Consider the following 22345-nt stretch of genomic DNA (forward strand, 5'->3'; position numbering starts at 1 on the left):
GAGGGGCCGTCGGCTGGGGCGGCGGTGTGCGGCTCGGCTGCCTGCGGGCGCGGGCTCTGGTCCGTCCGCCCGGGGGTGCACGGGGCCCGCAAACGAAAAACCCCTCGTGCCGCAGGCACAGAGGGGTGACGCGCGTCGGTCGGGAGGACCGGCGCGCTAGGCGACTACGAGGAGCGGGCAGGCCGGGCGCACGGGACCACTGTGCGCCCGGCGCGCCCGGACGTCAACCACCGCGTCCCACCAGCTGGACACCCGGGCCCTCGTGCGTGGGACGGAACCCCGGCGCCGGGACGGCGGGGTCCAGGACGGCGGCGTCCAGGACGGCGGCGGCGAACCCGTCGAGCACCGCGGGCAGCTCCGCGGCGGGCACCGGCCGGGCCAGCAGCCAGCCCTGCAGGAAGCGGCAGCCCAGCGACCGGAGGGCGGCCAGCTGGCCCGGCGTCTCGACGCCCTCCGCGACGACGTCCATGCCGAGCGTCCGGCCGAGGTCCACCACGCCGGCGACCAGCGCCCGGGTGCGCGGGTCGGCCTCGATGTGCGCGACGAACGCCCGGTCCATCTTGAGGACGTCGACCGGTACCCGGGCCAGCCGGGCCAGCGTCGAGTACCCCTTGCCGAAGTCGTCGAGGGACAGGACGCACCCGAGCTCGCGCAGGGCGGCGATGTCCCCGTCGATGCGGTCGTCCCCGCCCATGAGCGCCGACTCGGTGATCTCGAGCATCAGCCGGTGCGGCGGCAGACCGGAGGCGGCGAGGGCGTGCGCCACGTCGGCGACCAGGCACCCGGCCTGCAGGTGCCGGACGGAGACGTTCACCCCGAGCTGGAGGTCCCGGCCGGCCGCCAGCAGCGGGGCGACCACGGCGGTCGCCGCGCCGAGCACCCAGCGCTCGAGGGCCACCACCAGGCCGTCGTCCTCGGCGAGCGAGACCAGCTCGTCGGCCGGGACGGCCCCCAGCACCGGGTGCTGCCAGCGCACCAGGGCCTCCACCCCGAGCACCCGGCGCTCGTGCACGCCGACGACGGGCTGGAAGACCAGCCCCAGCCGGCCGCCCTCGATCGCGCCGGGGAGGTCCTGGGCGAGCCGGGCGCGGCGGGAGACCGCGCGGTCCAGGGCCTCGCCCGAGGTCCGCACGCAGTTCTTGCCCGCGGCCTTGGCGGTGCGCAGGGCCAGGTCGGCCCGCCGCACGGCCTCGGTGGGGTCGTCGCCGGGCACGATCTCGGCCAGCCCGACGCTGCCCGAGACGGGGAAGACCGGTCCCGGCTGCGGGCTGCCGTCCGGCGCGGTCGGCCGGTGCGCCTGGTCCAGCACCAGCACCAGCCGCTCGGCCAGGCCGGCGGCCTCCTCCCGGTCCGCCGGGACCAGCAGCGCGAACTCGTCGCCGCCGAGCCGGGCCACGACGTCGTCCTCCCGCGCGGCGGAGCGCAGCTGGTCGGCGACCGCGGCGAGCAGCCGGTCGCCGGCGTCGTGGCCGGCCACGTCGTTGACGGTCTTGAAGCCGTCGAGGTCCACCAGCAGCAGGCACCCGGGGTCGGGCCGCAGCACGGCCTCCTCCAGCGCGGCCATGAACCGGGCCCGGTTGGGCAGGCCGGTCAGGAAGTCGGTGAAGGCCAGCCGCTCGAGCTCGCGCTGCGTGCTGCGCCGGTCGCTGACGTCGCGCAGGTGCAGGACCACGCCGTCGCCGCGGCCGGCGGGAGCGGCGCCGGAGACCTCCAGGTCCCGCCAGCGGCCGGAGCGGGAGCGCAGCCGGACCGTCGCCGGCAGCCCGGGCACCGGCGCACCGGCGGCGACCGCCGCGCGGACCCGGCGGACCAGCCCCCGGTCGCCGGGGTGCAGCAGCGCCTCCAGCGCGCGGGCGGCGAGGTCGGGCTCGGTCCAGCCGAGCTGGTCCTCGACGGGCCCGGAGACCCAGCCCACCCGGCCCCCCTCGTCGAGGACGACCGTCACCGCGTCACCGCTGTCCAGCAGCGCGCGGAAGTAGCTCTCGGTGCGCTGCAGCCGCCGCGTCACCCGGCGGTTGTCGGCCGCCCACAGCGCCGCGCGCAGCGCGGAGAGGACGACGAGGAGCGCCGCGGCGGCGGCCTCGTGCGGCGCCGGGAGCCGGCCGGCGAGCGCGTGCAGGACCAGCAGCAGCAGGGCCGCGTGGGCCAGCCCCTCGGCGACGACCACGCCGCGGAGCGGCACGGCCACGTCGCGGCCCACGGCCGGTGGCCGCGGGGGGTCGGCGGCGGACCCGGCCACCGTGGCGGCGAGCATGGCCAGCCACAGGACGGCGGGCAGCGCGGCCGGTGCGGCACCGGCCGACGCCAGCGCGTCGGCGGTCGCGGCAGCGGCCATGGCGGTGCAGCCGGCCAGCACCCAGCCCGCCGCGCGGCGGCGGGGCGGGGCGACCGCGGTGACCGCGACCAGGCCCACCCCGCAGAGGACCGCGCCGAGGAACGGGTAGGAGGCGACCACGCCCCGGGGCAGCTGGTCGACCGTGGCGAGCACGTCGGCGAGCAGCAGGGAGCCGATCAGCACCACGGCGACGGTGAGCACCGCGCCGTCGAGGGCCACCCGCGACCCCAGCCCGCGCCGGCGCCGCGGGAGGAGCAGGGCCACGGCCACCACCGGGGCCGGGACGCCGGCCAGCGCGAGCAGCCCGCCCAGCACCGGCGGGGTCCCGGCCGCGGCCAGGACCTGCCCGCCGGCCAGGAGCACGCCGCCCAGCGCCAGCAGCCGCCACGGCAGCCCGCGCCGGCCGGGCATGCCGGCACCGGTGCGGTCGAGCACCGCCGCGGCGGCGAGCGCGCCCGCCGCCACGCAGAGCGGGACCAGCCCGGAGGTGGGCGCGACCGCCGCGAGCAGCACGGCGGCGACGGCCAGGACCCCGAGCAGGGCGAGGACCGCGGTCGTCCCCCGCGGCCGGGCCGGGAGCGCGGCCGGGCTGCCCATCACCGCGACCCGACCAGCCCGGGCCACAGCACCCCGGCCCCCGTGTCGAGCAGCGCGGCCAGGGCGGTCGCGGTCATGGGCCGGGCCAGCAGGAAGCCCTGGGCGAAGCCGCAGCCCAGCCCCTGGAGCGCGCCCAGCTGGGCAGGGGTCTCCACGCCCTCGGCCACCACGTCGAGCCCCAGGGCGCGGCCGATGGCCACGACCGACTCGCACAGCGCACGGGCCTTCCGGTCCCGGTCGACCCGCGAGACGAAGGAACGGTCGAGCTTGAGCACGTCGATGGGCAGCCGGGTGAGGTGGGCCAGCGACGACTGCCCGGTGCCGAAGTCGTCGAGGGCCACGTGCACGCCCATGAGCCGCAGCGCCTCGACGTCCAGCCGCACGTACTCGCCGTCGGCCAGCACGGTCGCCTCGGTGATCTCGAGGATCAGCCGCTCGGGGGCCAGGCCCGTGCAGCGCAGCGCCTCCGCGACGTCGCCGACCAGGGTGCGGGCGGCGACGTGCGAGGCGGAGATGTTCACCCCCAGGCGCAACGGTGGCCCGTTCCCCGGCAGCGCCGTCGCCGCGGCGGCGGCCTGGTGCAGCGCCCAGCGCTGGAGGTCGCCGATCACGCCGGCCCGCTCCGCGATGGGCACGAACTCCGCCGGAGGCACCTCCCCCAGCTCCGGGTGCTGCCAGCGCAGCAGCGCCTCGACCCCGACCACCCGGTGCTCCTCCAGGGAGACGACCGGCTGGAACAGCACGGACAGCTCACCGCGGGTCCAGGCGCCGGGCAGGTCGTCGCGCAGCCGGGCGCGGCGTTCCTCGGCGCTGCTCAGCGCGGGGCGGTAGCGGCAGGCGGTGCCCGGGCCCGACGCGGCGGCCGCCCGGACGGCGAGCTCGGCGCGGGCGAGGACCTCGGTGACCGACACCCCGGGGTCCAGCTCGACGACGCCCACGCTGGCACCGAGGTCGAACACCCCGGCCGCGGTGGGGATCGGCTGCTCCAGGACCGCCAGGCAGCGGTCGGCGAGCAGGTCGACGGTGCGATCCGGGCCCTCGGAGAGGACGGCGAACGCGCCGCCGCCGACCCGCGCCACCGCGTCGTCCCCGCGCACGGTGGCCCGCAGCCGCCGGCCGACCTCGACGAGCACGGTGCTGACCACGTCCCGGCCGGCGTGCTCGCGCACCTCGTCCAGGCCGTGCAGCTCGACCAGCAGGATGCTGGCGCACGTCCGGTCCGCGCCCCGCGCGGCGGCCGCCCGTGCGGCGGCGCTCCCCCGCTCGGCAGGTCCCCGCCGGCCGGTGGCGAGCGCGTCCCCCACCAGCCGGGTCCAGCCGGCCCGGTTGGGCAGGCCGGTGACCGGGTCGGTGAAGGCCACCTGCTCGAGGTCCCGCTCGCGGGCCAGCCGCTCGGTGACGTCGCGGCAGTGCAGCACCACGGCGCCGACGTCGGCGTCGCGGGTCAGGTCGGAGACGTTCGCCTCCAGCGCCCGCCACGTGCCGTCGGCCGCCTGCAGCCGCAGGACCAGCGGGGTCGCCGTGCCGGCCGCGCCGCCGGGCCGCAGGGCGCGGCCCACCGGGAGGACGTCGTCCGGGTGGACCAGCTCGAGCAGGTGACGGCCGGTCACCGCCGGTGCGGCCGCGCCCAGGGACGCGGCCAGGCCGGGGGCGGCCCAGGTGACGCGCAGGTCCCCGTCCAGGATGAGCACCGCGTCCCCGCTGGAGTTGACCAGGGACCGGAAGTAGGCCTCGCTGCGCCGCAGACGTGCCGCCAGGGACTGGTCGTCGCGGGTGGTCACCCAGCGGTGCACGACGGCGAGCAGGACGCAGAGCACGGAGCCGGCCACGTCGGTGACACCGGGCAGCCGGCCGCTGAACACGGCGACGGCCGGGACGACGACCGCGACCACCATCGCCACGTGCGGCAGCAGCTGACCGAGCTGCGTCGGGCGGGTCGCGCGCCCGGACGGGCGGGTGCCGGGATCTCCGCCCGCGCCGCTGTCCAGCAGCACGGCCGCGCCCAGCGAGACCAGGCCCCCGACGACGAGGAAGCGGCTGACGTCCTCGACCGCCCAGGCGCCGTACAGCGCCGCGGAGGTGGCCAGGGCGCGGCCGGTCACCAGCAGCGCCGCCCCGCCGAGCAGGGCCAGCGCCATGGGCTGGCGCCGCTCCTCGACGCTGCCCAGGACCACCAGGGCCGCCGCCATGGCGGCGGAGGTGACGAGCACGGCGGCGGCCAGCAGGAGGCCCGTGCCGGCGCCCAGGGAGGGCCAGCTGCGCCCGGGGCCGACCACGAGCAGCTGGACGACGACGAGGCAGGCGACCCAGAACAGGGCCAGCTCCACCACCGCGCGGCGGCCGCCGCCGAGTCGCCGGCAGCTGACCAGGGTGAGCAGGCCAGCGACGGCGAGCAGGTAGCCGGGGACGGTGGGCAGCCACCGCAGGACGACGGCCTGCACCGGGTCGGCCGGCTGCACCACCGCGGTGAGCCCGTACCCGGCGACCGGGAACAGGGGCGCGACCGCGATCAGCCGCCAGCCGCGCGCGCCGGCCTGGCGCCGCCGTCCGACCGCCCAGACGAGGGCCGCGGTCGCCACGCCGAGCGCCGCCACCGCGAGATCGGCCGGCCGGCCCGGGCCGAGCGTGGCCGCCGGCACCGCGCAGGCGAGCCCGGCGGGCACGGCGCTGCCGAGGAGCCACCACCTGAGCCTGTCCACACCCCGGGCTTCGGCAGGCCGCGGCCGGCGGCACAGCCGACGGGGGCCGGGGCTCACCCGATGGGGTGGGCCCCGGCCCGGCCCCCTCGCAGGGGCCCGCCCCGAGCCTGCGAGGGGTCGCGCGGCCCGTCCCGGGCACCGCCCCGAGCCTGCGAGGGGTCGCGCGGCCCGTCCCGGGCACCGCCCCGAGCCTGCGAGGGGTCGCGCGGCCCCGTCCAGGGCACCGCCCCGAGCTTGCGAGGGGCGGGGAGGACGGGGTCCTTCCAGGGGTCCTTCCGGGGTCCTTCCGGGGGTCCTTCCACGGCGGGGGGCGAGGGGTCCTCTCTCAGCCGCAGATGGCGCCCTGCGCGGCCGAGCCGACCAGCCTGGCGTACTTGCCCAGCACCCCGGTGGTGTAGCGCGGGGGCAGTGGCTGCCAGCCCTGGCGGCGCCGGTCGAGCTCCGCCGGCTCGACCAGCAGGTCGAGGGTGCGCGCGGCGAGGTCCAGCCGGATCCGGTCGCCGTCCTGCACCAGCGCGATCGGCCCGCCCTCGGTGGCCTCGGGGGCGACGTGGCCCACGCACAGGCCCGTCGTCCCGCCGGAGAACCGGCCGTCGGTCAGCAGCAGCACGTCCTTGCCGAGGCCGGCGCCCTTGATCGCGCCGGTGACGGCCAGCATCTCCCGCATGCCCGGGCCGCCCTTGGGGCCCTCGTAGCGGATGACGACGACGTCCCCGGCCTGCAGCGTGCCGTCGGTGACGGCGTCCATGGCCCCCTGCTCGCCGTCGAAGACGCGCGCGGTGCCCTCGAAGACGTCGGCGTCGAAGCCCGCGGACTTCACCACCGCACCGTCCGGCGACAGCGAGCCGCGCAGGATGGTCAGGCCCCCGGTCCGGTGGATCGGGTCGGCCATCGCGTGGATGATCGCGCCGTCGGGGTCCGGCGGGGCGATCTCGGCCAGGTTCTCGGCCATCGTCCTCCCCGTGACGGTGAGCGCGTCGCCGTGCAGCAGCCCCGCGTCGAGCAGCGCGCGCAGCACGACGGGGACGCCGCCGACCCGGTCGACGTCGGTCATGACGAACCGGCCGAAGGGCTTCACGTCGGCCAGGTGCGGCGTCCGGTCGCCGATGCGGTTGAAGTCCTCGAGGGTGAGGTCGACCCGCGCCTCGTGGGCCATCGCCATGAGGTGCAGGACGGCGTTGGTCGACCCGCCCAGGGCCATGACCACCGTGATCGCGTTCTCGAAGGCCTCCCGGGTCATGATCTGCCGCGCGGTGATCCCCTTGCGCAGCAGGTTGACCACGGCCTCCCCGGAGGCCACCGCGAAGGCGTCGCGCCGGGAGTCCGGCGCTGGCGGGGCGGCGCTGCCGGGCAGGGCCATCCCGAGCGCCTCCGCGACGCTGGCCATCGTGTTGGCGGTGTACATGCCGCCGCAGGAGCCCATCCCGGGGCAGGCGGCCTTCTCGATGGCGTCCAGCTCCTCGCGGCTGATCAGGCCGCGGGCGCAGGCCCCGACGCCCTCGAAGACGTCGATGATCGTGAGGTCGCGGTCGCCGAGCTTCCCGGGCAGCGTGGAGCCGGAGTAGAGGAAGACGCTGGCCAGGTCCAGCCGGGCGGCGGCCATGAGCATGCCCGGCAGGGACTTGTCGCAGCCGGCCAGCAGCACGGTGCCGTCGAGGCGCTCGGCGAACACCACCGTCTCCACCGAGTCGGCGATGACCTCGCGGCTGACGAGGGAGGCGCGCATGCCCTCGTGGCCCATGGAGATGCCGTCGGACACCGAGATGGTGCCGAACTCGAGCGGGAAGCCGCCGGCGGCGTGCACGCCCTCCTTGGCCCGCTTGGCCAGCCGGTCCAGGGACAGGTTGCAGGGGGTGATCTCGTTCCACGACGACGCGACGCCGACCTGCGGCTTGTCCCAGTCGTCGTCGCCCATGCCGACCGCGCGCAGCATCGCGCGGGCGGGGGCCCGGGTGATGCCGTCGGTGACCTCGCGGCTGCGGGGCTTGACGTCGGCGGCGGTGGTGCGGGGGTCCTCGACGGTCGTCACTCGTTCTCCTCGCTGGCGCTCGCCGACGTCGCGCCGACGGGCCGTGCTCTCGTTCCTGCGAGAGGGCGCGCCCGCGCGCCCCCCGCGAGGAGGGTAGGCGCGCCGGACGGCGTCCCCCAGACGCCGGTGATACTGGTACCGACACCACCACGCGCCCGGAGCCGCCCGTGCCCACCCCCGCCCGCCGCGAGCTGGCCGAGTTCCTGCGCTCGCGCCGCCGCCAGGTCGACCCCCGGTCGGCCGGGCTGCCCGCCGGGGGCGTGCGCCGGACCCCCGGACTGCGCCGCGAGGAGGTCGCGCTGCTGTCGGGGGTGAGCCACACCTGGTACACGTGGCTCGAGCAGGGGCGCGACATCCACCCCTCCCGGCAGGTGGTCGACGCGCTCGCCCGGACGCTGCGGCTGTCGGCCGCCGAGCACGAGTACGTGCTGCGGCTGGCCGGCCACGACGGCGCCTCCCCGGCCGGCGCGGACGACGGCATGCCCGCCCACGTGCAGCGGCTGCTCGACGCCCTCGGCCCCTCCCCCGCCTACGCCATCACCGCCGGGTGGTCCATCGTCGGGTGGAACCGCGCCTACGAGCGGCTCTACCCGGGGGTGGCCGCCGTGGCCCCGGCCGACCGGAACCTGCTGTGGCTGGTGTTCACCGACCCGGCGGTGCGCCGGCTGCTGGCCGACTGGCCGGGCGACAGCCGGCGCTTCCTCGCCCAGTTCCGCGCCGAGGTCGGGCCCCGGCTGGCCGACCGGGAGGTCACCGACCTGGTGGCTCGCCTGGAGGCGGCCAGCCCGGAGTTCCGCGCCGGGTGGGCCAGCCACGACGTCGACCGCTTCAGCTCCGCCGAGCGCCGCTTCGAGCACCCCGAGGTCGGCACCCTCCTCCTGGAGCACCACCAGGTGACGCCGTCCGACGCCCCGGGCCTGCAGCTGGTCGTCTACACCGCGGCCGAGGGCGGCGACGCCGCGGCCAAGCTCACCGCGCTGGCCGGTGGAGCCGCACCCCCGGGCTGGGAGACTCGGCAGGCGTGGCCCTCCCTGCCCGACTCCGGATGAGCCGGACCGCCCTGCTGCCCGTCGTCGTCCTCGCCGTCTGCACCGTCCCCCTGGCCTCCGCCGCGCCCTGGGCCCTGGTCGTCCTCGTCGTCCCGCTGGTGGCCGCCGCCTGGGTGCTGCGGACCGGTGTCGACGTCACCACCGACGGCATCACCGTCCGCTCGCTGGCCGGGCACCGGCACGTGCCCTGGGCCCAGCTGGCCGGCATCCGCGTGGGCGACCGGGGTGCGCTGTGGCTGGTGACCACCCGCGGCACGCAGCTGCGCCTGCCGGTCCTGCGGGCCGGGGACCTGCCCCGGCTGTCCGCCCTCTCGGACGGCCGCATCCCCGACCCGGCGGCCTGACAGCGGCACCCGGTCCCGGGTGGGCTCCGCCCCGCCGGCACGCCGCCGGCCCACGATCGGGGCACCGGTCGTCCCGGGGGCTCGGAACCCGATCCCGGGCCGTGCCGCACGTACTGTTGCCGGGGTGAGCCGGCGGTGCGTGCGAGGGGCCTCCCGGGGGGTGGCCGCCGCGCTGCTCGCCGTCCTGCTGGCCGGCTGCGGCTCGGACGGCTACGAGGCGGCCGGCCCGTGGCAGCCCCTGCCCGAGGACCCGCCGCCGCAGGTCGGCCCGCCGGCCGAGACCACGCCGCCCCCGCAGCCGGGCCAGCCCGCCGACCCGAACGCCGAGGACCAGGGCGGGGACCCCAACGTGGTCGCCTCGGGCCTCGTCGTCCCCACCGGCCTCGTGGTGCTGCCCGACGGCACCGCCGTCGTCGGCGAGCGGGAGACCGGCCGGCTGCTGCAGGTCTTCCCCGACCGCTCCCCCGCCCGCGAGCTCATGACCGTGCCGGGCATCGACACCGCGGGGGACGGCGGGCTGCTCGGGCTGGCGCTGTCGCCGACCTTCGACCAGGACGGCCTCTTCTACGCCTACGTCTCCACCCCGACGGACAACCGGGTGGTCCGCTTCCCGATGGGCGGCACGCCCAACCCGGTGCTCACCGGCATCCCGCGCGGCGAGGTGCACAACGGCGGCGGGCTGCTGTTCGCCCCCGACGGCACGCTGTACGTCGGCACCGGGGACGCCGGGAACCCGGCGCTGGCCCAGGACCCCGCCTCCCTGGGCGGGAAGGTGCTGCACGTCGACGTCTTCGGCCGGCCGGTGGGCGGGGACCCGGTGCACAGCCGCGGCCACAGCGACGTCACCGCGCTGTGCCTCGGCGGCGACGAGACGCTGTTCGCCACCGACGAGTTCGCGCAGGGGCCCGACGAGCTCAACGCCGTCCGGCCCGGCACCGACCACGGCTGGCCGGCCCCGGGGCCGGACGCCACGGCACCGCTGCTGGAGATCGAACCGGCCGCCGGTGGCCTGGGCGGGTGCGCCGTCGCCGGCCGCACCGTGTACCTCGGGGCCCTCGACGGCCGGCGGGTCCACGTCGTCCAGCTCGACGGCGGCGGCGCCGTCGAGGGCGAGCTCGAGCAGTTCCTCGCCGACCGCTACGGCCGGCTGCGCACCGTCGTCCTGGACGCCGAGGGCGCGCTGTGGATCACCACGTCGAACCGCGACGGGATCGGCAGCCCCGCCGAGGACGACGACAAGGTGCTGCGGATCCTGCCGCCGGGTGGGGCCAGCGACTCCCCGCTGTGACATCACGGTCCTGCGGACCGCCCGGAGACATCACGGTCCTGCGGACCGCCCGGAGACATCACGGTCCTGCGGACCGCCCGGAGACATCACGGTCCTGCGGACCGCCCGGATCCCGTGCCCGCCCGGCGGGGAGCCTCCGGGCCCGCTCGCCCGGCCGGCGACCTCGCCGCGGGGCCGCCGTCCTCGCGGCGTACCGCGAGGACGGCGCCCCGGGGGTGAGGACGGGCCGCCCCGACCGCGCGCGGCTCAGCCGAGCACGCGCTCCTCGAGCATCCGCTTGACGGTGGGCGCGTCGGCCTTGCCGCGGGTCGCCTTCATGACCTGGCCGACGAGCGCGCCGAGGGCCTGGACCTTGCCGCCGCGGACCTTCTCCACGACGTCGGGCGCGCCGGCGATCGCGGCGTCGACCGCGGCCACGAGCTCGTCGGACTCCCCCATGACCGCCAGCCCGCGGGCCTGCACGACCTGCGCGGGATCGCCTTCGCCGGCCAGGACCCCGTCGAGCACCTGGCGGGCCAGCTTGTCGTTGATCGTCCCCTCGCCGACCAGCCGGGCGAGCTCGGCCACCTGCGCCGGGGTGACGGCGAGGTCGGCCAGCTCGACGCCGGTGTCGTTGGCCCGGCGGGCCAGGTCACCGAGCCACCACTTCCGGGCCTCCGCGGGGGTGGCCCCGGCGGCGACGGTCTCCTCGACCAGGCCGAGCGCCCCGGCGTTGACCAGCCAGGTCATCTCGGTGGCCGACAGCTGCCACTCCCCCTGCAGCCGCCGGCGCCGGGCCGCCGGCAGCTCGGGCAGCTCGGCCCGGAGCCGCTCGACCCAGTCGGCGTCCGGGGCGACCGGCACCAGGTCCGGCTCGGGGAAGTACCGGTAGTCGGTGGCCTCCTCCTTGCTGCGCCCGGGCGAGGTCGACCCGGTGTCCTCGTGGAAGTGCCGGGTCTCCTGGAGCACGCGGCCGCCGGCGTCGAGGACCGCGGCCTGGCGGCGCATCTCGTAGCGGACCGCCCGCTCGACGCTGCGCAGCGAGTTCACGTTCTTCGTCTCGGTGCGGGTACCCCACTCGAGGCTCCCGATCGGCGCCAGCGAGGTGTTCACGTCGCAGCGCAGGCTGCCCTGCTCCATCCGGACGTCGGAGGCCCCGAGCGTCTGGATGATGTCGCGCAGCTCGGTGACGTAGGCCCGGGCCACCTCGGGGGCCTTGGCGCCGGCGCCGGCGACCGGGCGGGTGACGATCTCCACCAGCGGGATGCCGGCGCGGTTGAAGTCGACCAGCGAGTGGTCGGCACCGTGGATCCGCCCGGTGGCCCCGCCGACGTGCAGGTTCTTGCCGGTGTCCTCCTCGAGGTGCACCCGCTCGATCTCCACCCGGTAGGTCTCGCCGTCGACCTCGACGTCGAGGTGACCGGCCGTGCACAGCGGCTCGTCGTACTGGCTGGTCTGGAAGCCCTTGGGGATGTCCGGGTAGAAGTAGTTCTTCCGCGCGAAGCGGCACCAGGAAGCGATCCGGCAGCCCAGGGCCAGGCCGATCCGGATGGTCGCCTCGATCGCCGCGGCGTTGGCCACCGGCAGCGACCCGGGCAGGCCCAGGCACACCGGGCAGGTCTGGGTGTTGGGCTCGGCGCCGAAGGTGGTGGCGCACCCGCAGAACATCTTCGACGCGGTGCCCAGCTCGACGTGGGTCTCCAGCCCGATCACCGGCTCGTAGCGGGTGAGGACCTCGTCGAAGTCGACCAGCCGGTCGCCGGTCTGCGTGACGGTCATGGGCGCTTGCCCTCCTTCGGGCCGGTGCGGCCGGTGAACCACGCGCCGAGGGCGGTGAGCACGCCCAGGACGATGAAGACGGCGAAGAACGCCTCGCCGGTGACGAGCCAGCCGACCAGGCCCACCAGGACGACGAACGCCGTCAGGGCCCAGGCGGCCTTGAGGGCGCCGTTCACGAGGCCACCGGGCGCCGGTCGAGCTCGTCGAGCAGCCGGTGCCCGCGGGCGTCGTCCAGGGCCGCCTCGACGGCCGCGGCGACCCGGTAGCAGCGGTCGTCGGCCAGCGTCGGGGCCATGACCTGCAGCCCGACCGGCAACCCGTCGGACAGGCCGGCCGGCACCGAGATCGCCGGCACGCCGGCGAGGCTGGCCGGCAGCGTGCACAGGTCGGCGGCGTACATGGCCAGCGGGTCGTCGACGCGGGCGCCGATCGGCCAGGCCACGGTGGGGCTGGTCGGGCTGACCAGGACGTCGACGTCCTCGTAGGCGGCGGTGAAGTCGCGGCTGATGAGGGTGCGCACCTTCTGGGCCTGGCCGTAGTAGGCGTCGTAGTAGCCGGCCGACAGCGCGTACGTGCCCAGGATGATCCGCCGCTTGACCTCCGGGCCGAAGCCCTCCTCGCGGGTCAGGGACATGACCTCCTCGAGCGACCGGGACCCGTCGTCCCCCACCCGCAGGCCGAACCGCATGCCCTCGAAGCGGGCGAGGTTGGACGACGCCTCGCTCGGGGCGATCAGGTAGTAGGCCGGCAGGGCCAGGTCGAAGGCCGGGCAGGAGATCTCGCGGACCTCGGCACCCAGGCGCTCCAGGAGGGCCACCGCCTCCCGCACCCGCGCGAGGACGCCCGGCTCGTAGCCGTCGGTGTGCCCCTCGCCGCCGAGCTCGCGGACCACGCCGACGCGCAGGCCGGCCAGGTCCCCGCCGGCGCCGCGGCGGGCGGCCTCGGCGAGCACCGGGACCGGTGCGTCGATGCTCGTCGAGTCGCGCGGGTCGTGCCCGCCGATCGCCTCGTGCAGCAGCGCGGCGTCGAGCACCGTGCGGGCCATCGGGCCGGCCTGGTCGAGGCTGGAGGAGAACGCGATCATCCCGTAGCGGGAGACGCCGCCGTAGGTCGGCTTGTGCCCCACCAGGCCGGTGAGCGCCGCCGGCTGGCGGATCGACCCGCCGGTGTCGGTGCCCAGCGCCCAGGGCGCCAGCCCGCCGGCGACCGCGGTCGAGGACCCGCCGGACGAGCCGCCGGGGACCCGGTCGGGGTCCCACGGGTTGCGCGTCGGTCGGTACGCGGAGTTCTCGGTGGAGGAGCCCATCGCGAACTCGTCCATGTTCGTCTTGCCCAGCAGGACGGTCCCGGCCGCCTTGAGCCGGGTGGTGACCGTCGCGTCGTAGGGCGGGCGCCAGCCCTCGAGGATGCGCGAGCCGCTGGTGGTGGGGACGCCCTCGGTCACGAAGACGTCCTTGAGCGCCACGGGCACCCCCGCCAGCGGGCCGAGCTCCACCCCGGAACCCCGGGCGGCGTCGATCTCCGCCGCCCGGGCGAGCGCCGCGTCGCCGTCGACGTGCAGGTAGGCCCCGAGGCCGGCGTCGCGCTCGGCGATCCGGTCGAGGAAGGCACGGGTCAGGTCGACCGAGGTCAGCTCGCCGGCCGCCAGGCGGCGGCCGAGCTCGACGGCGTCGAGGGTGGTCGGGTCGGTGTCCACCGGGGTCACTCCTCCTCGCCGAGGATCTGCGGCACGCGGAACCGGTCGTCCTCGGCCGCGGGGGCCTGGGCGAGGACGACGTCACGCGGCAGGCTCGGGGTCACCACGTCGGGTCGCGACACGTTGGTCAGCGGGACGGCGTGGGTGGTCGGCGGGACGTCGGCGACGTCGGCGCGGCCCACCTGCGCCACCGCGTCGAGGACGGCGGACAGCTGGCCGGCGAAGGCGTCGAGCTCCTCCTCGCGCAGCGACAGGCGGGCCAGGCGGGCCAGGTGCGCGACGTCCTGGCGGCCGAGCCCGGCGGTGTCATGGCGCCCGGGTCCGGCGGTGTCACGGCGCCCGGGTCCGGCGGTGTCACGGCGCCCGGGTCCGGCGGTGCCACCGCGGTCGTCGACGTCCTGGGGGGCGGGGCTGCTCACAGCGGCAGGGACTCCACTTCGACCGGGGACGGGCGGCCCTGTCCGGGCCGGAGGACCAACCTCGCCACTGTACGTGGGACCGGTCGCCCGCCCGTCCCGGCGGAGGGGCACCTCGACCGGCGGAGCGGCGATGGGGGAAGCTGGTCCGACCGCGATCGACGGAGATCGGCCCGCACCCAGAGCGCTTCCCGCGGAGGGACCGTGTCCTACCTCCTCCGGCTGGTCGTCCCCGACCGGCCCGGCATCCTCGGGGCCGTCGCGACGGCGCTGGGCCTCGCCGGGGTCGACATCGTCTCGGTCGACGTGCTCGAACGCGGCGGTGGCGTCGCGGTCGACGACATCGTGGTCGACCTGCCCCCGGACCGGCTCCCCGACAGCCTCATCACCGCCGCGCACGCGGTGGAGGGCGTCCAGGTCGAGTCGCTGCGCCCCTTCGCCGGGCCGCTGGACACCCACCGCGAGCTCGACCTGCTCGAGGCGCTGTCCCGGGCGGCCACCACTCCTCCCAGCACGCTGCCGGTCAAGGTGCTGGCCGCCGAGCTGCCGCGCGTCTTCCACAGCGGGTGGGCCGCCGTGCTGCACGGGACGGCGGACTCCCCGTGCGAGGTGCTGGCCGCCTCCGACGCCGCCCCGGCCCTCGACGGCATGACGCTGCCCTGGCTGCCGCTCGAGACCCCTCGGCTGCTGCCCAGCGAGGACGCGTGGCTGCCCGAGCGGTGGCGGGAGATGGCCATCGAGATGATGGCCGCCCCGTTCGGCAGCCCCTGGACGGCGGTGCTGCTCGGCCGCTCCGGTGGACCGGCGTTCCGCCGCTCGGAGCTGCTGCGCTTGGTCCACCTGACCGGGATCGCCGCCGCCGTCGCCCACCTGCCCCCCGACTGAGAGAGGACCCCCTTCCTCCCCACCCCTCGCAGGCTCGGGGCGGGCCCCTGGAAGGGGACCGTTCCGGTCCGTCACCCGCTGGGGGGCCCCGGGACGGGGGCCGCTGCTACTGCTCCGCGGGCTCGCTGCCGTCGCCGACGGTGGCCACGGCGCGGGCGGCCTCCGGCCCCTCGTCGAGCAGGACGCGGAACCCGTCGTCGTCCAGGACCGGCACCCGGACCTGCACGGCCTTGTCGTACTTGCTGCCCGGGTCGGCGCCCACGACGACGAAGCCGGTCTTCCTGCTCACCGAGCCGGTCACCTTGCCCCCGCGCTCCTGGATCGCGGCGGTGGCCTGGTCCCGGCTGAAGTCCCGCAGCGAGCCGGTGACCACGACGGTGACCCCGGTCAGCGGGCCGGGCCCGGTGTCCTCACCCTCGTCGGCCATGCGGACCCCCGCGGCCCGCCACTTCTCGACCACCTCCCGGTGCCAGTCCACGGCGAACCAGTCGCGGACGCTCGCGGCGATGGTGGGCCCGACGCCGTCCGCGGCGGCCAGCTCCTCCTCGCTCGCCCCGGCGATGCGGTCGAGCGAGCGGAAGTCGCGGGCCAGGGCCTGCGCCGCCGTCGGGCCGACGTGCCGGATGGAGAGGGCGACCAGCACCCGCCACAGCGGGACGTCCTTGCGCGTCTGCAGGTTGGCCAGCAGCTTCTGGCCGTTGGCCGACAGGGCGCCGTCCTTCCTGGTGAAGAACGCGGTGCGGCACAGCGCGTCCCCGTCGAGGGAGAACACGTCCCCCTCGTCCTGCAGCAGCCCGCCCTGCAGCAGTGCGACCGCGGCCTCGTAGCCGAGGTTCTCGATGTCGAAGGCGCCGCGACCGGCGACGTGGAAGACCCGCTCCCGCAGCTGGGCCGGGCACGACCGGGCGTTGGGGCAGCGGATGTCGGCGTCCCCCTCCTTCTCGTACCGCAGCTCGGTGCCGCACTCGGGGCAGTGGGTCGGCATCGTGAAGGGCCGCTCCCCGCCGGTGCGGGCGGCGACCACGGGGCCGAGCACCTCGGGGATGACGTCGCCGGCCTTGCGGATGACGACGGTGTCCCCGATCAGCACGCCCTTGCGCTGCACCTCGGAGGCGTTGTGCAGCGTGGCCAGCTGCACGGTGGACCCGGCGACCTTGACCGGCTCCATGAAGGCGAACGGGGTGACCCGGCCGGTGCGGCCGACGTTGACCCGGATGTCGAGGAGTTTCGTGGTCGCCTCCTCGGGCGGGTACTTGAAGGCGATCGCCCAGCGCGGCGCGCGCGAGGTCGAGCCCAGCCGCCGCTGCAGCGCGACCTGGTCGACCTTCACCACGACCCCGTCGATCTCGTGCTCCACCGAGTGCCGCTGCTCCCGGTAGCGCTCGACGTAGGCCCACACCCCCTCGAGGTCGTCGACGACCTCGTACCGGTCGCTGGTCGGCAGGCCGAGCTCGTGCAGCCGCGCGTAGGCCTCGGACTGCCGTTCGGGCCGCCAGCCGTCGTGCGCGCCCAGGCCGTGGACGACCAGGCGCAGCGGCCGGGAGGCGGTGATGCGGGGGTCCTTCTGCCGCAGCGAGCCGGCCGCGGCGTTGCGCGGGTTGGCGAAGGGCGCCTTGCCCTGCTCGACCATGCTCGCGTTGAGGTCGGCGAACGCCTCGACCGGGAAGTAGATCTCCCCGCGGACCTCGAGCCGCGCGGGCAGGTCCCCGCCGGTCAGCTGCTGCGGCACGTCGCGCATGGTGCGCACGTTGGCGGTGACGTCCTCGCCGGTGACGCCGTCCCCCCGGGTTGCGGCGCGGACCAGCCGGCCGTGCTCGTAGAGCAGCGCCACCGCCAGGCCGTCGACCTTGAGCTCGCACAGGTAGCGGGCGCCCGTGCCGACCTCGCGCTCGACCCGCGCGGCCCACGCCGACAGCTCGTCGCTGCTGAACGCGTTGTCCAGGCTCTGCATGCGCTCGAGGTGCTGCACCGGTGCGAAGGTGGCGGCGAACCCGCCGTTGACCTTCTGGCTCGGCGAGTCGGGGGTGACCAGCGCCGGGTGCGCCGCCTCGATGGCCTTGAGCTCGGCCATGAGCTCGTCGTACTGGCCGTCGCTGACCAGCGGGGCGTCCTGGACGTAGTAGGCGAAGGCGTACCGGTCCAGCTCCTCGGAGAGGTCGCGGTGCCGGGTGCGCGCCTCGTCGGGGACCTCGGTGAGGTCCTCGCGGTCGGCCACGGGCACGACCGACGGCTCGTCCAGGTCGACGGCTTCCGAAGTCACGGCCGAACGGTAGCCCGCCGGTAGGACGGCGAACCGGCACGTCGCCCGGTCGGGTCGGCTCAGTCGGGCACGAGGTACCGGGCGGCCTCGCGCACCGCGGTCATGGCCTGCCGGGCGTAGCCAGGGGTGGCCCCCGCGAGGCCGCAGGCGGGCGTGAGCGTGACCGCGCCGTGCAGCTGCTCGGCCGGGAAACCGAGCTCGCGCCACCACGCCTGCAGCCGGGACGCCGTGGCCCGCGGCGCGGGCAGGGTCGCGTCGGTGCCGGGGACGACACCGGGCAGCAGGTGGACGCCGGCCTCCACGGCCGCGCCCAGGGCGTCGAGGTCCTGCACCAGGCCGTGGTCGAAGGACAGGCCCGCGGCGCCGGCGGCCCGCAGCAGGTCCAGCGGGGCCCGGCTCGCGCAGCAGTGCACGACCACCGGGCCCGGGAGGTCCGCGACCACGGCGGCGAGCTCCTGCTCGACCACCGCGGCCTCGACGGCGGGCAGCTTCCCGAAGCCGCTGGCGGTGGGCAGCGCCCCCTGGAGGACGGCGGGCAGCGACGGCTCGTCGAGCTGGACGACGACGCGGGCCCCGGGGACGCGGGCGGCCACCGCGGCGAGGTGCGCGCGCAGCCCCTCGGTCAGGGACTGGGCCAGGTCGCGCCGCGCGCCGGCGTCGACGACCGCGCGGTCGCCCCGGGTCCGCTCGAGCCCGGCGGCCAGCGTCCACGGCCCGGTGGCCTGGACCTTGAACGGGCCGGTCCAGCCCTCCGCGACCTCGTGCAGGGCGTCGAGGTCCCGGGCCAGGAACTCCCGCGCCCGGCGCTGGTCCACCCCGCCGCGCGGCACCAGCCGCCACCCGGCCGGGGTCAGCTCGACGGCGAGGTCGACCAGGAGGGCGGCACTGCGGCCGATCAGGTCGGCGCCGGGGCCGCGGGCCGGGAGCTCGGGCAGGTGGGCGAACCCCGGGAGCTCACCGGTGACCACGCGCAGCGCCTCGACCGGGTCGGTGGACGGCAGGGAGCCGACCCCGGTGGCGGGCCCCCAGGTGAACCCCACCGGGGTCGGCTCCTCCTCGGGCGAGGGGCCGGCCGGGGGGACGGGTTCCGTCGGCGGGACCGGGTCGATCGGTGGGGCCACGACGGCGACGGTAGTCCGCCGGCCGCCGTCGCCCGCACCGGTCACCCGCGGCTCTCGGGTGGGCGAGCAGCCACCGCGGAGCGTCTCGCCGACCGGGTGGTGTGCGGTCGGTGCGCAGCTCGCCGCGGATCGTGCGCCGCGGCTGCACATCACCGACCCGGTCACGACCCGGGCCGGCCGCCCCACCGTGCGGTGACCTCAGGAGGTGCCGAGCACGGCTCCCTGGCCGAGCACGAGGTCACCGCGCTCGGCGTCCGGGGCGTAGAGGACCGCGGACTGCCCGGGGGCGACGCCGCGCTGGGCGGTGTCGAGCTCGATGGCCAGACCGCCCTCGGGTGCGGGCCGCACGGTGCACGGCACCGGGGTGCCGTGCGCCCGGAGCTGGACCTCGGCGCGCAGGGGCAGCGAGGGTGCCGCCGCGGTCCAGGTCGGGGCCGCGGTGCGGACCTCCCCCACGCCGGCCAGGTCGGCGGTGCCGATGGTGACGGTGCGGGAGACCGGCTCGATACCCAGGACGTAGCGCGGCCGGGAGTCTCCCGCCGCCACGCCGAGCCCCCGGCGCTGCCCGACGGTGAAGCCGTAGGTCCCCGAGTGCGTCCCGACGGTCGCGCCCGTCCCCGCGTCCACGACCGGGCCGGGCTGCTCGCCCAGCCGGCGCGCCAGGAAGGCGCGGGTGTCGCCGTCCGGGATGAAGCAGATGTCGTGCGAGTCCGCCTTCGCGGCCACCGCGAAGCCGCGGTCGGCGGCGATCTCCCGCACCCGCTGCTTGGTCGTGCCCCCGAGCGGGAACAGCGCGCCGGCCAGCTGCTCCGGCCGGAGGACGGCGAGCACGTAGGACTGGTCCTTGGCCGCGTCGACCGAGCGCCGCAGCAGCCCGTCGGCCAGCCGGGCGTGGTGACCGGTCACCACCGCGTCGAAGCCCAGCGCCTGCGCCCGGTCCAGGACCGCCGCGAACTTGATCCGCTCGTTGCACCGCAGGCAGGGGTTGGGCGTGCGGCCGGCCGCGTACTCGGCCACGAAGTCGTCGACGACGTCCTCGGTGAACCGCTCGGCGAGGTCCCACACGTAGAAGGGGATGCCGAGCTCGTCGGCGACGCGGCGGGCGTCGTGGGCGTCCTCGACGCTGCAGCAGCCGCGCGCGCCGCTGCGCAGCGCCCGGCGGTCGGGCGAGAGGGCCAGGTGCACCCCGGTGACGTCGTGACCGGCGTCGACCGCCAGCGCCGCGGCGACGGCGGAGTCGACGCCCCCGCTCATGGCCGCGAGGACCCTCATCGCCGGTTCATCCCCGCGCGGCGGGCCCGCTCCACGACCGGGCCGATGACCTCCAGCACGGCGTCGACGTCGGCGTCGGTGGACGTCGTCCCGAGGCTGAACCGCAACGAGCTGCGGGCGCGGTCGGGGTCCGCCCCCGTGGCCAGCAGGACGTGGCTGGGCCGGGCGACCCCGGCGCTGCAGGCCGAGCCCGTCGAGCACTCGACCCCGCGCGCGTCGAGGAGCATCAGCAGGGCGTCCCCCTCCGCGCCGGGGAAGGACAGGTGGGCGTTGCCGGGGAGGCGTCCGGGACCGCCGGCGACCTCGTCGTCCAGCGGCGCACCGTTGAGCTGGGCGTCGGGCACCTGCGCGACCACGCCGGCGACCAGCCGGTCGCGGAGGTCCCGCAGCCGCGTGGCCCGGTCCTCCCGGCCGGCGACGGCCAGGCAGGTGGCCACCTGGAGGCCGACGATGGCCGCGACGTCCAGGGTGCCGGAACGGACGTCGCGTTCCTGCCCGCCGCCGTGCAGCAGCGGCATGCACTCGGCGTCCCGGCGCAGCAGGAGGACCCCGGCGCCCACCGGCCCGCCGAGCTTGTGCCCGGTCATGGTGAGGGCGTCGACGCCGCTGGTGCCGAAGTCCACCGGCACCTGGCCGACCGCCTGCACGGCGTCGGTGTGCAGCGGCACCCCGACCTCGTGCGCCACGGCGGCGAGGGCGGCGAGGTCGCTCACCGTGCCGATCTCGTTGTTGGCCCACATGACGCTGGCCACGGCCACGTCGTCGCCGTCGCCGAGGGCGGCGCGCAGGGCGTCGGGGGTCACCCGCCCGCTGGGCTCGACGGGCACCCAGGTGAGGTCGGCACCGGCGTGCTTGGCCAGCCACTCGGCGCTGTCGAGGACCGCGTGGTGCTCGGCCGGGCTGACCACCAGCCGCCGGCGGCGGGAGTCGGCCTCCTGGCGGGCCCAGAAGATGCCCTTGACGGCCAGGTTGTCCCCCTCGGTGCCGCCACCGGTGAAGAGGACCTCGGAGGGCCGGGCACCGAGCGCCTCGGCCAGCCGCTCGCGCGCCTGCTCGGCGACCCGGCGGGCGGCCCGCCCGCTGGCGTGCAACGACGAGGCGTTGCCCACCCGGCCGAGCTGCTCGGTCATCGCAGCCAGGACCTCGGGGAGCAGCGGCGTGGTCGCCGCGTGGTCGAGGTACGTCATGACGCCGCCAGGGTAGTCCGGGCGGCCCGGTCGTCGGCCGGGACGGCCGGGACCGCGGTCCGCGGTGACACGGCCGCGCCCATGGCGGCCAGCGAGGCGAGGACGGCGGCGGACACGGCCACCGCCGCGGCCGGCGGCAGCAGCCCCGCGGTCGCCGCCCCGACCAGCACCCCCACCAGCCCGACGCAGAGCGCGGAGGCGGTGACGTCGGCGATCTGGAACGCCGCCGAGTCCGCTCCCCGGCGGTGCTCCGGTGACTGCTCGAGCAGCAGCACGCCGACGCTGGGCATGCCCAGCCCCATGCCGAGCCCGGCCACCGCCCAGGTCAGGTAGGCCGGCCACCCGCCGACCCCCGGCACCGCGATCAGCGCGGTGCCCGCGACGCCGACGGCCAGCAGCACGAACCCGATCCGCAGCAACCGGGCGCGGGGGATGCCGGGGTGGCGCCCCTGCACCTGGGAGGCCACCGCCCAGCCCACCGCCCCGGCGGTCAGCGGGATCCCCGCCGCGGTCGGCCCGTAGCCGTGCAGCTGGGTCAGCGACAGCGGCAGCAGCACGTCCATGCCGAAGAACGCACCGGCCAGCAGGCCGCGTGCGCCGATGACCGCCGGCAGCCCCGGCCGGGCGCGGACGACGCCCGCCGGCAGCAGCCGGCGCAGCCCCGCGGCCAGCGCGAGGACCCCGGGGACGGCGACCAGCAGGGCCGGCCGGTCCAGCCGCTGGCCGGCCAGCTGCAGCACCGCGATGCCGAGCCCGGCGAGGGACGCCCACACCGCCCGCCCGCCGCGCCGACCCCCGGGGGCGTTCCCGGCGGGGCGGAGGCCGCGCAGCGCCGGCCGGACGAGCAGCACGCTCAGCGCGGCCAGCGGCAGCAGGCCGAGGAACACCCACCGCCAGCTGGCGTGGGTCGTCAGCAGCCCGGCGACCAGCGGGCCGACCAGCGCCGGCAGCACCCAGGCCGCCGAGATGGCGCCGAACAGCCGCGGGCGCAGCTCGGCGGCGTAGGCCTGCCCGGCCACCACGTAGAGGGCGACCGCGACCAGGCCGCCGCCGAACCCCTGCACGGCGCGGGCGGCGACGAGCACGGCCATGCCCGAGGCCGCCCCGGCGCCCAGCAGGCCCGCCGCGAACACCGCGACCCCGCCGACCAGCGCCGCCCGCGGCCCACGCCGGTCGCCCACGTCGCCGCCGACCACCATCCCGACGACGGACGCCACGAGGTAGGCGCTGAACGGCCACCCGTACCAGGCCAGCCCGTCGAGCTCGGTGACCGCCGTGGGCATCGCCGTCCCGACCGCCATGGCCTCGAACGCCACGAGCGTGACCAGCAGCAGCAGGCCCGCCGTCGGGAGCCGGTGCTGACGATCCAGGATCCCGCTCGTGCCCACGTCCCCGCCAACCGCGGACGG

Annotated in this window: 16 protein-coding genes; 4 read left to right on the forward strand and 12 right to left on the reverse strand. The window is 77.1% G+C overall.

The window, feature by feature from the left end; all coding sequences use genetic code 11:
* Positions 1 to 223: 223 nt before the first annotated feature.
* The 3 genes from ACI8AC_RS16280 to ilvD all read right to left on the reverse strand — a co-directional run bounded on the left by ACI8AC_RS16280 (position 224) and on the right by ilvD (position 7660).
* A complete protein-coding gene (locus ACI8AC_RS16280) occupies positions 224 to 2932 on the reverse strand; it encodes a putative bifunctional diguanylate cyclase/phosphodiesterase (RefSeq protein WP_456898869.1) in 2709 nt (902 codons plus the stop codon).
* Complete coding sequence (locus tag ACI8AC_RS16285; RefSeq protein ID WP_456898870.1) at positions 2932 to 5631, reverse strand: putative bifunctional diguanylate cyclase/phosphodiesterase; 2700 nt, start codon at positions 5629 to 5631, stop codon at positions 2932 to 2934. The genes ACI8AC_RS16280 and ACI8AC_RS16285 overlap by 1 nt, the downstream gene beginning before the upstream one ends.
* Before the next feature lie 325 nt (positions 5632 to 5956).
* Positions 5957 to 7660, reverse strand: a complete 1704-nt coding sequence (gene ilvD, locus ACI8AC_RS16290; RefSeq protein ID WP_456898871.1) for a dihydroxy-acid dehydratase — start codon at positions 7658 to 7660, stop codon at positions 5957 to 5959.
* A 167-nt stretch (positions 7661 to 7827) separates the two neighbouring features.
* On the opposite strand from ilvD, the gene ACI8AC_RS16295 reads away from it, so the two are divergent.
* From ACI8AC_RS16295 to ACI8AC_RS16305, 3 genes are all read left to right on the forward strand, one after another.
* Positions 7828 to 8709: a helix-turn-helix transcriptional regulator gene (locus ACI8AC_RS16295; RefSeq protein ID WP_456898872.1), complete on the forward strand. Its 882-nt coding sequence runs from the start codon at positions 7828 to 7830 to the stop codon at positions 8707 to 8709.
* Positions 8706 to 9053 (forward strand): PH domain-containing protein, encoded by a 348-nt coding sequence (locus tag ACI8AC_RS16300; protein WP_456898873.1) that lies wholly within the window; start codon positions 8706 to 8708, stop codon positions 9051 to 9053. Before ACI8AC_RS16295 ends, ACI8AC_RS16300 begins: the two co-directional genes overlap by 4 nt.
* A gap of 160 nt (positions 9054 to 9213) precedes the next feature.
* Entirely contained in the window at positions 9214 to 10341 is a 1128-nt protein-coding gene (locus tag ACI8AC_RS16305) for a PQQ-dependent sugar dehydrogenase (protein WP_456898874.1), read from the forward strand.
* 246 nt (positions 10342 to 10587) lie between these two features.
* On the opposite strand, the gene gatB is transcribed toward ACI8AC_RS16305, so the two are convergent.
* From gatB to gatC, 4 genes are read right to left on the reverse strand one after another with little or no spacing between them, the layout of a single operon-like run.
* Positions 10588 to 12099, reverse strand: a complete 1512-nt coding sequence (gene gatB / locus ACI8AC_RS16310) for an Asp-tRNA(Asn)/Glu-tRNA(Gln) amidotransferase subunit GatB (protein WP_456898875.1) — start codon at positions 12097 to 12099, stop codon at positions 10588 to 10590.
* The gene (locus ACI8AC_RS16315) at positions 12096 to 12275 is read right to left on the reverse strand and encodes a hypothetical protein (protein ID WP_456898876.1); all 180 of its coding nucleotides are present in this window, start codon (positions 12273 to 12275) and stop codon (positions 12096 to 12098) included. Before ACI8AC_RS16315 ends, gatB begins: the two co-directional genes overlap by 4 nt.
* The gene (gene gatA, locus ACI8AC_RS16320; protein WP_456898877.1) at positions 12272 to 13795 is read right to left on the reverse strand and encodes an Asp-tRNA(Asn)/Glu-tRNA(Gln) amidotransferase subunit GatA; all 1524 of its coding nucleotides are present in this window, start codon (positions 13793 to 13795) and stop codon (positions 12272 to 12274) included. The genes ACI8AC_RS16315 and gatA overlap by 4 nt, the downstream gene beginning before the upstream one ends.
* A gap of 5 nt (positions 13796 to 13800) precedes the next feature.
* Positions 13801 to 14214 carry an Asp-tRNA(Asn)/Glu-tRNA(Gln) amidotransferase subunit GatC gene (gene gatC / locus ACI8AC_RS16325; RefSeq protein WP_456898878.1) on the reverse strand — a complete coding sequence of 138 codons (414 nt, stop codon included), beginning with the start codon at positions 14212 to 14214 and terminating at the stop codon, positions 13801 to 13803.
* A gap of 201 nt (positions 14215 to 14415) precedes the next feature.
* Here gatC and ACI8AC_RS16330 point away from each other — a divergent pair, with 201 nt between their 5' ends.
* Complete coding sequence (locus ACI8AC_RS16330; protein ID WP_456898879.1) at positions 14416 to 15096, forward strand: ACT domain-containing protein; 681 nt, start codon at positions 14416 to 14418, stop codon at positions 15094 to 15096.
* Between the two features lie 106 nt (positions 15097 to 15202).
* On the opposite strand, the gene ligA is transcribed toward ACI8AC_RS16330, so the two are convergent.
* The 5 genes from ligA to ACI8AC_RS16355 all read right to left on the reverse strand — a co-directional run bounded on the left by ligA (position 15203) and on the right by ACI8AC_RS16355 (position 22324).
* A complete protein-coding gene (ligA, locus tag ACI8AC_RS16335; protein WP_456898880.1) occupies positions 15203 to 17356 on the reverse strand; it encodes an NAD-dependent DNA ligase LigA in 2154 nt (717 codons plus the stop codon).
* Positions 17357 to 17415: 59 nt separating this feature from the next.
* Positions 17416 to 18477: a methionine synthase gene (locus tag ACI8AC_RS16340; protein WP_456898881.1), complete on the reverse strand. Its 1062-nt coding sequence runs from the start codon at positions 18475 to 18477 to the stop codon at positions 17416 to 17418.
* 198 nt (positions 18478 to 18675) lie between these two features.
* Positions 18676 to 19749 (reverse strand): tRNA 2-thiouridine(34) synthase MnmA, encoded by a 1074-nt coding sequence (gene mnmA, locus ACI8AC_RS16345; RefSeq protein ID WP_456898882.1) that lies wholly within the window; start codon positions 19747 to 19749, stop codon positions 18676 to 18678.
* Positions 19746 to 20936, reverse strand: coding sequence for a cysteine desulfurase family protein (locus ACI8AC_RS16350; RefSeq protein WP_456898883.1), 1191 nt, complete (start codon positions 20934 to 20936; stop codon positions 19746 to 19748). Before ACI8AC_RS16350 ends, mnmA begins: the two co-directional genes overlap by 4 nt.
* The gene (locus tag ACI8AC_RS16355; RefSeq protein ID WP_456898884.1) at positions 20933 to 22324 is read right to left on the reverse strand and encodes an MFS transporter; all 1392 of its coding nucleotides are present in this window, start codon (positions 22322 to 22324) and stop codon (positions 20933 to 20935) included. The genes ACI8AC_RS16350 and ACI8AC_RS16355 overlap by 4 nt, the downstream gene beginning before the upstream one ends.
* Between the last annotated feature and the right edge of the window lie 21 nt (positions 22325 to 22345).

It is taken from the genome of Geodermatophilus sp. SYSU D00758 (assembly GCF_054049955.1).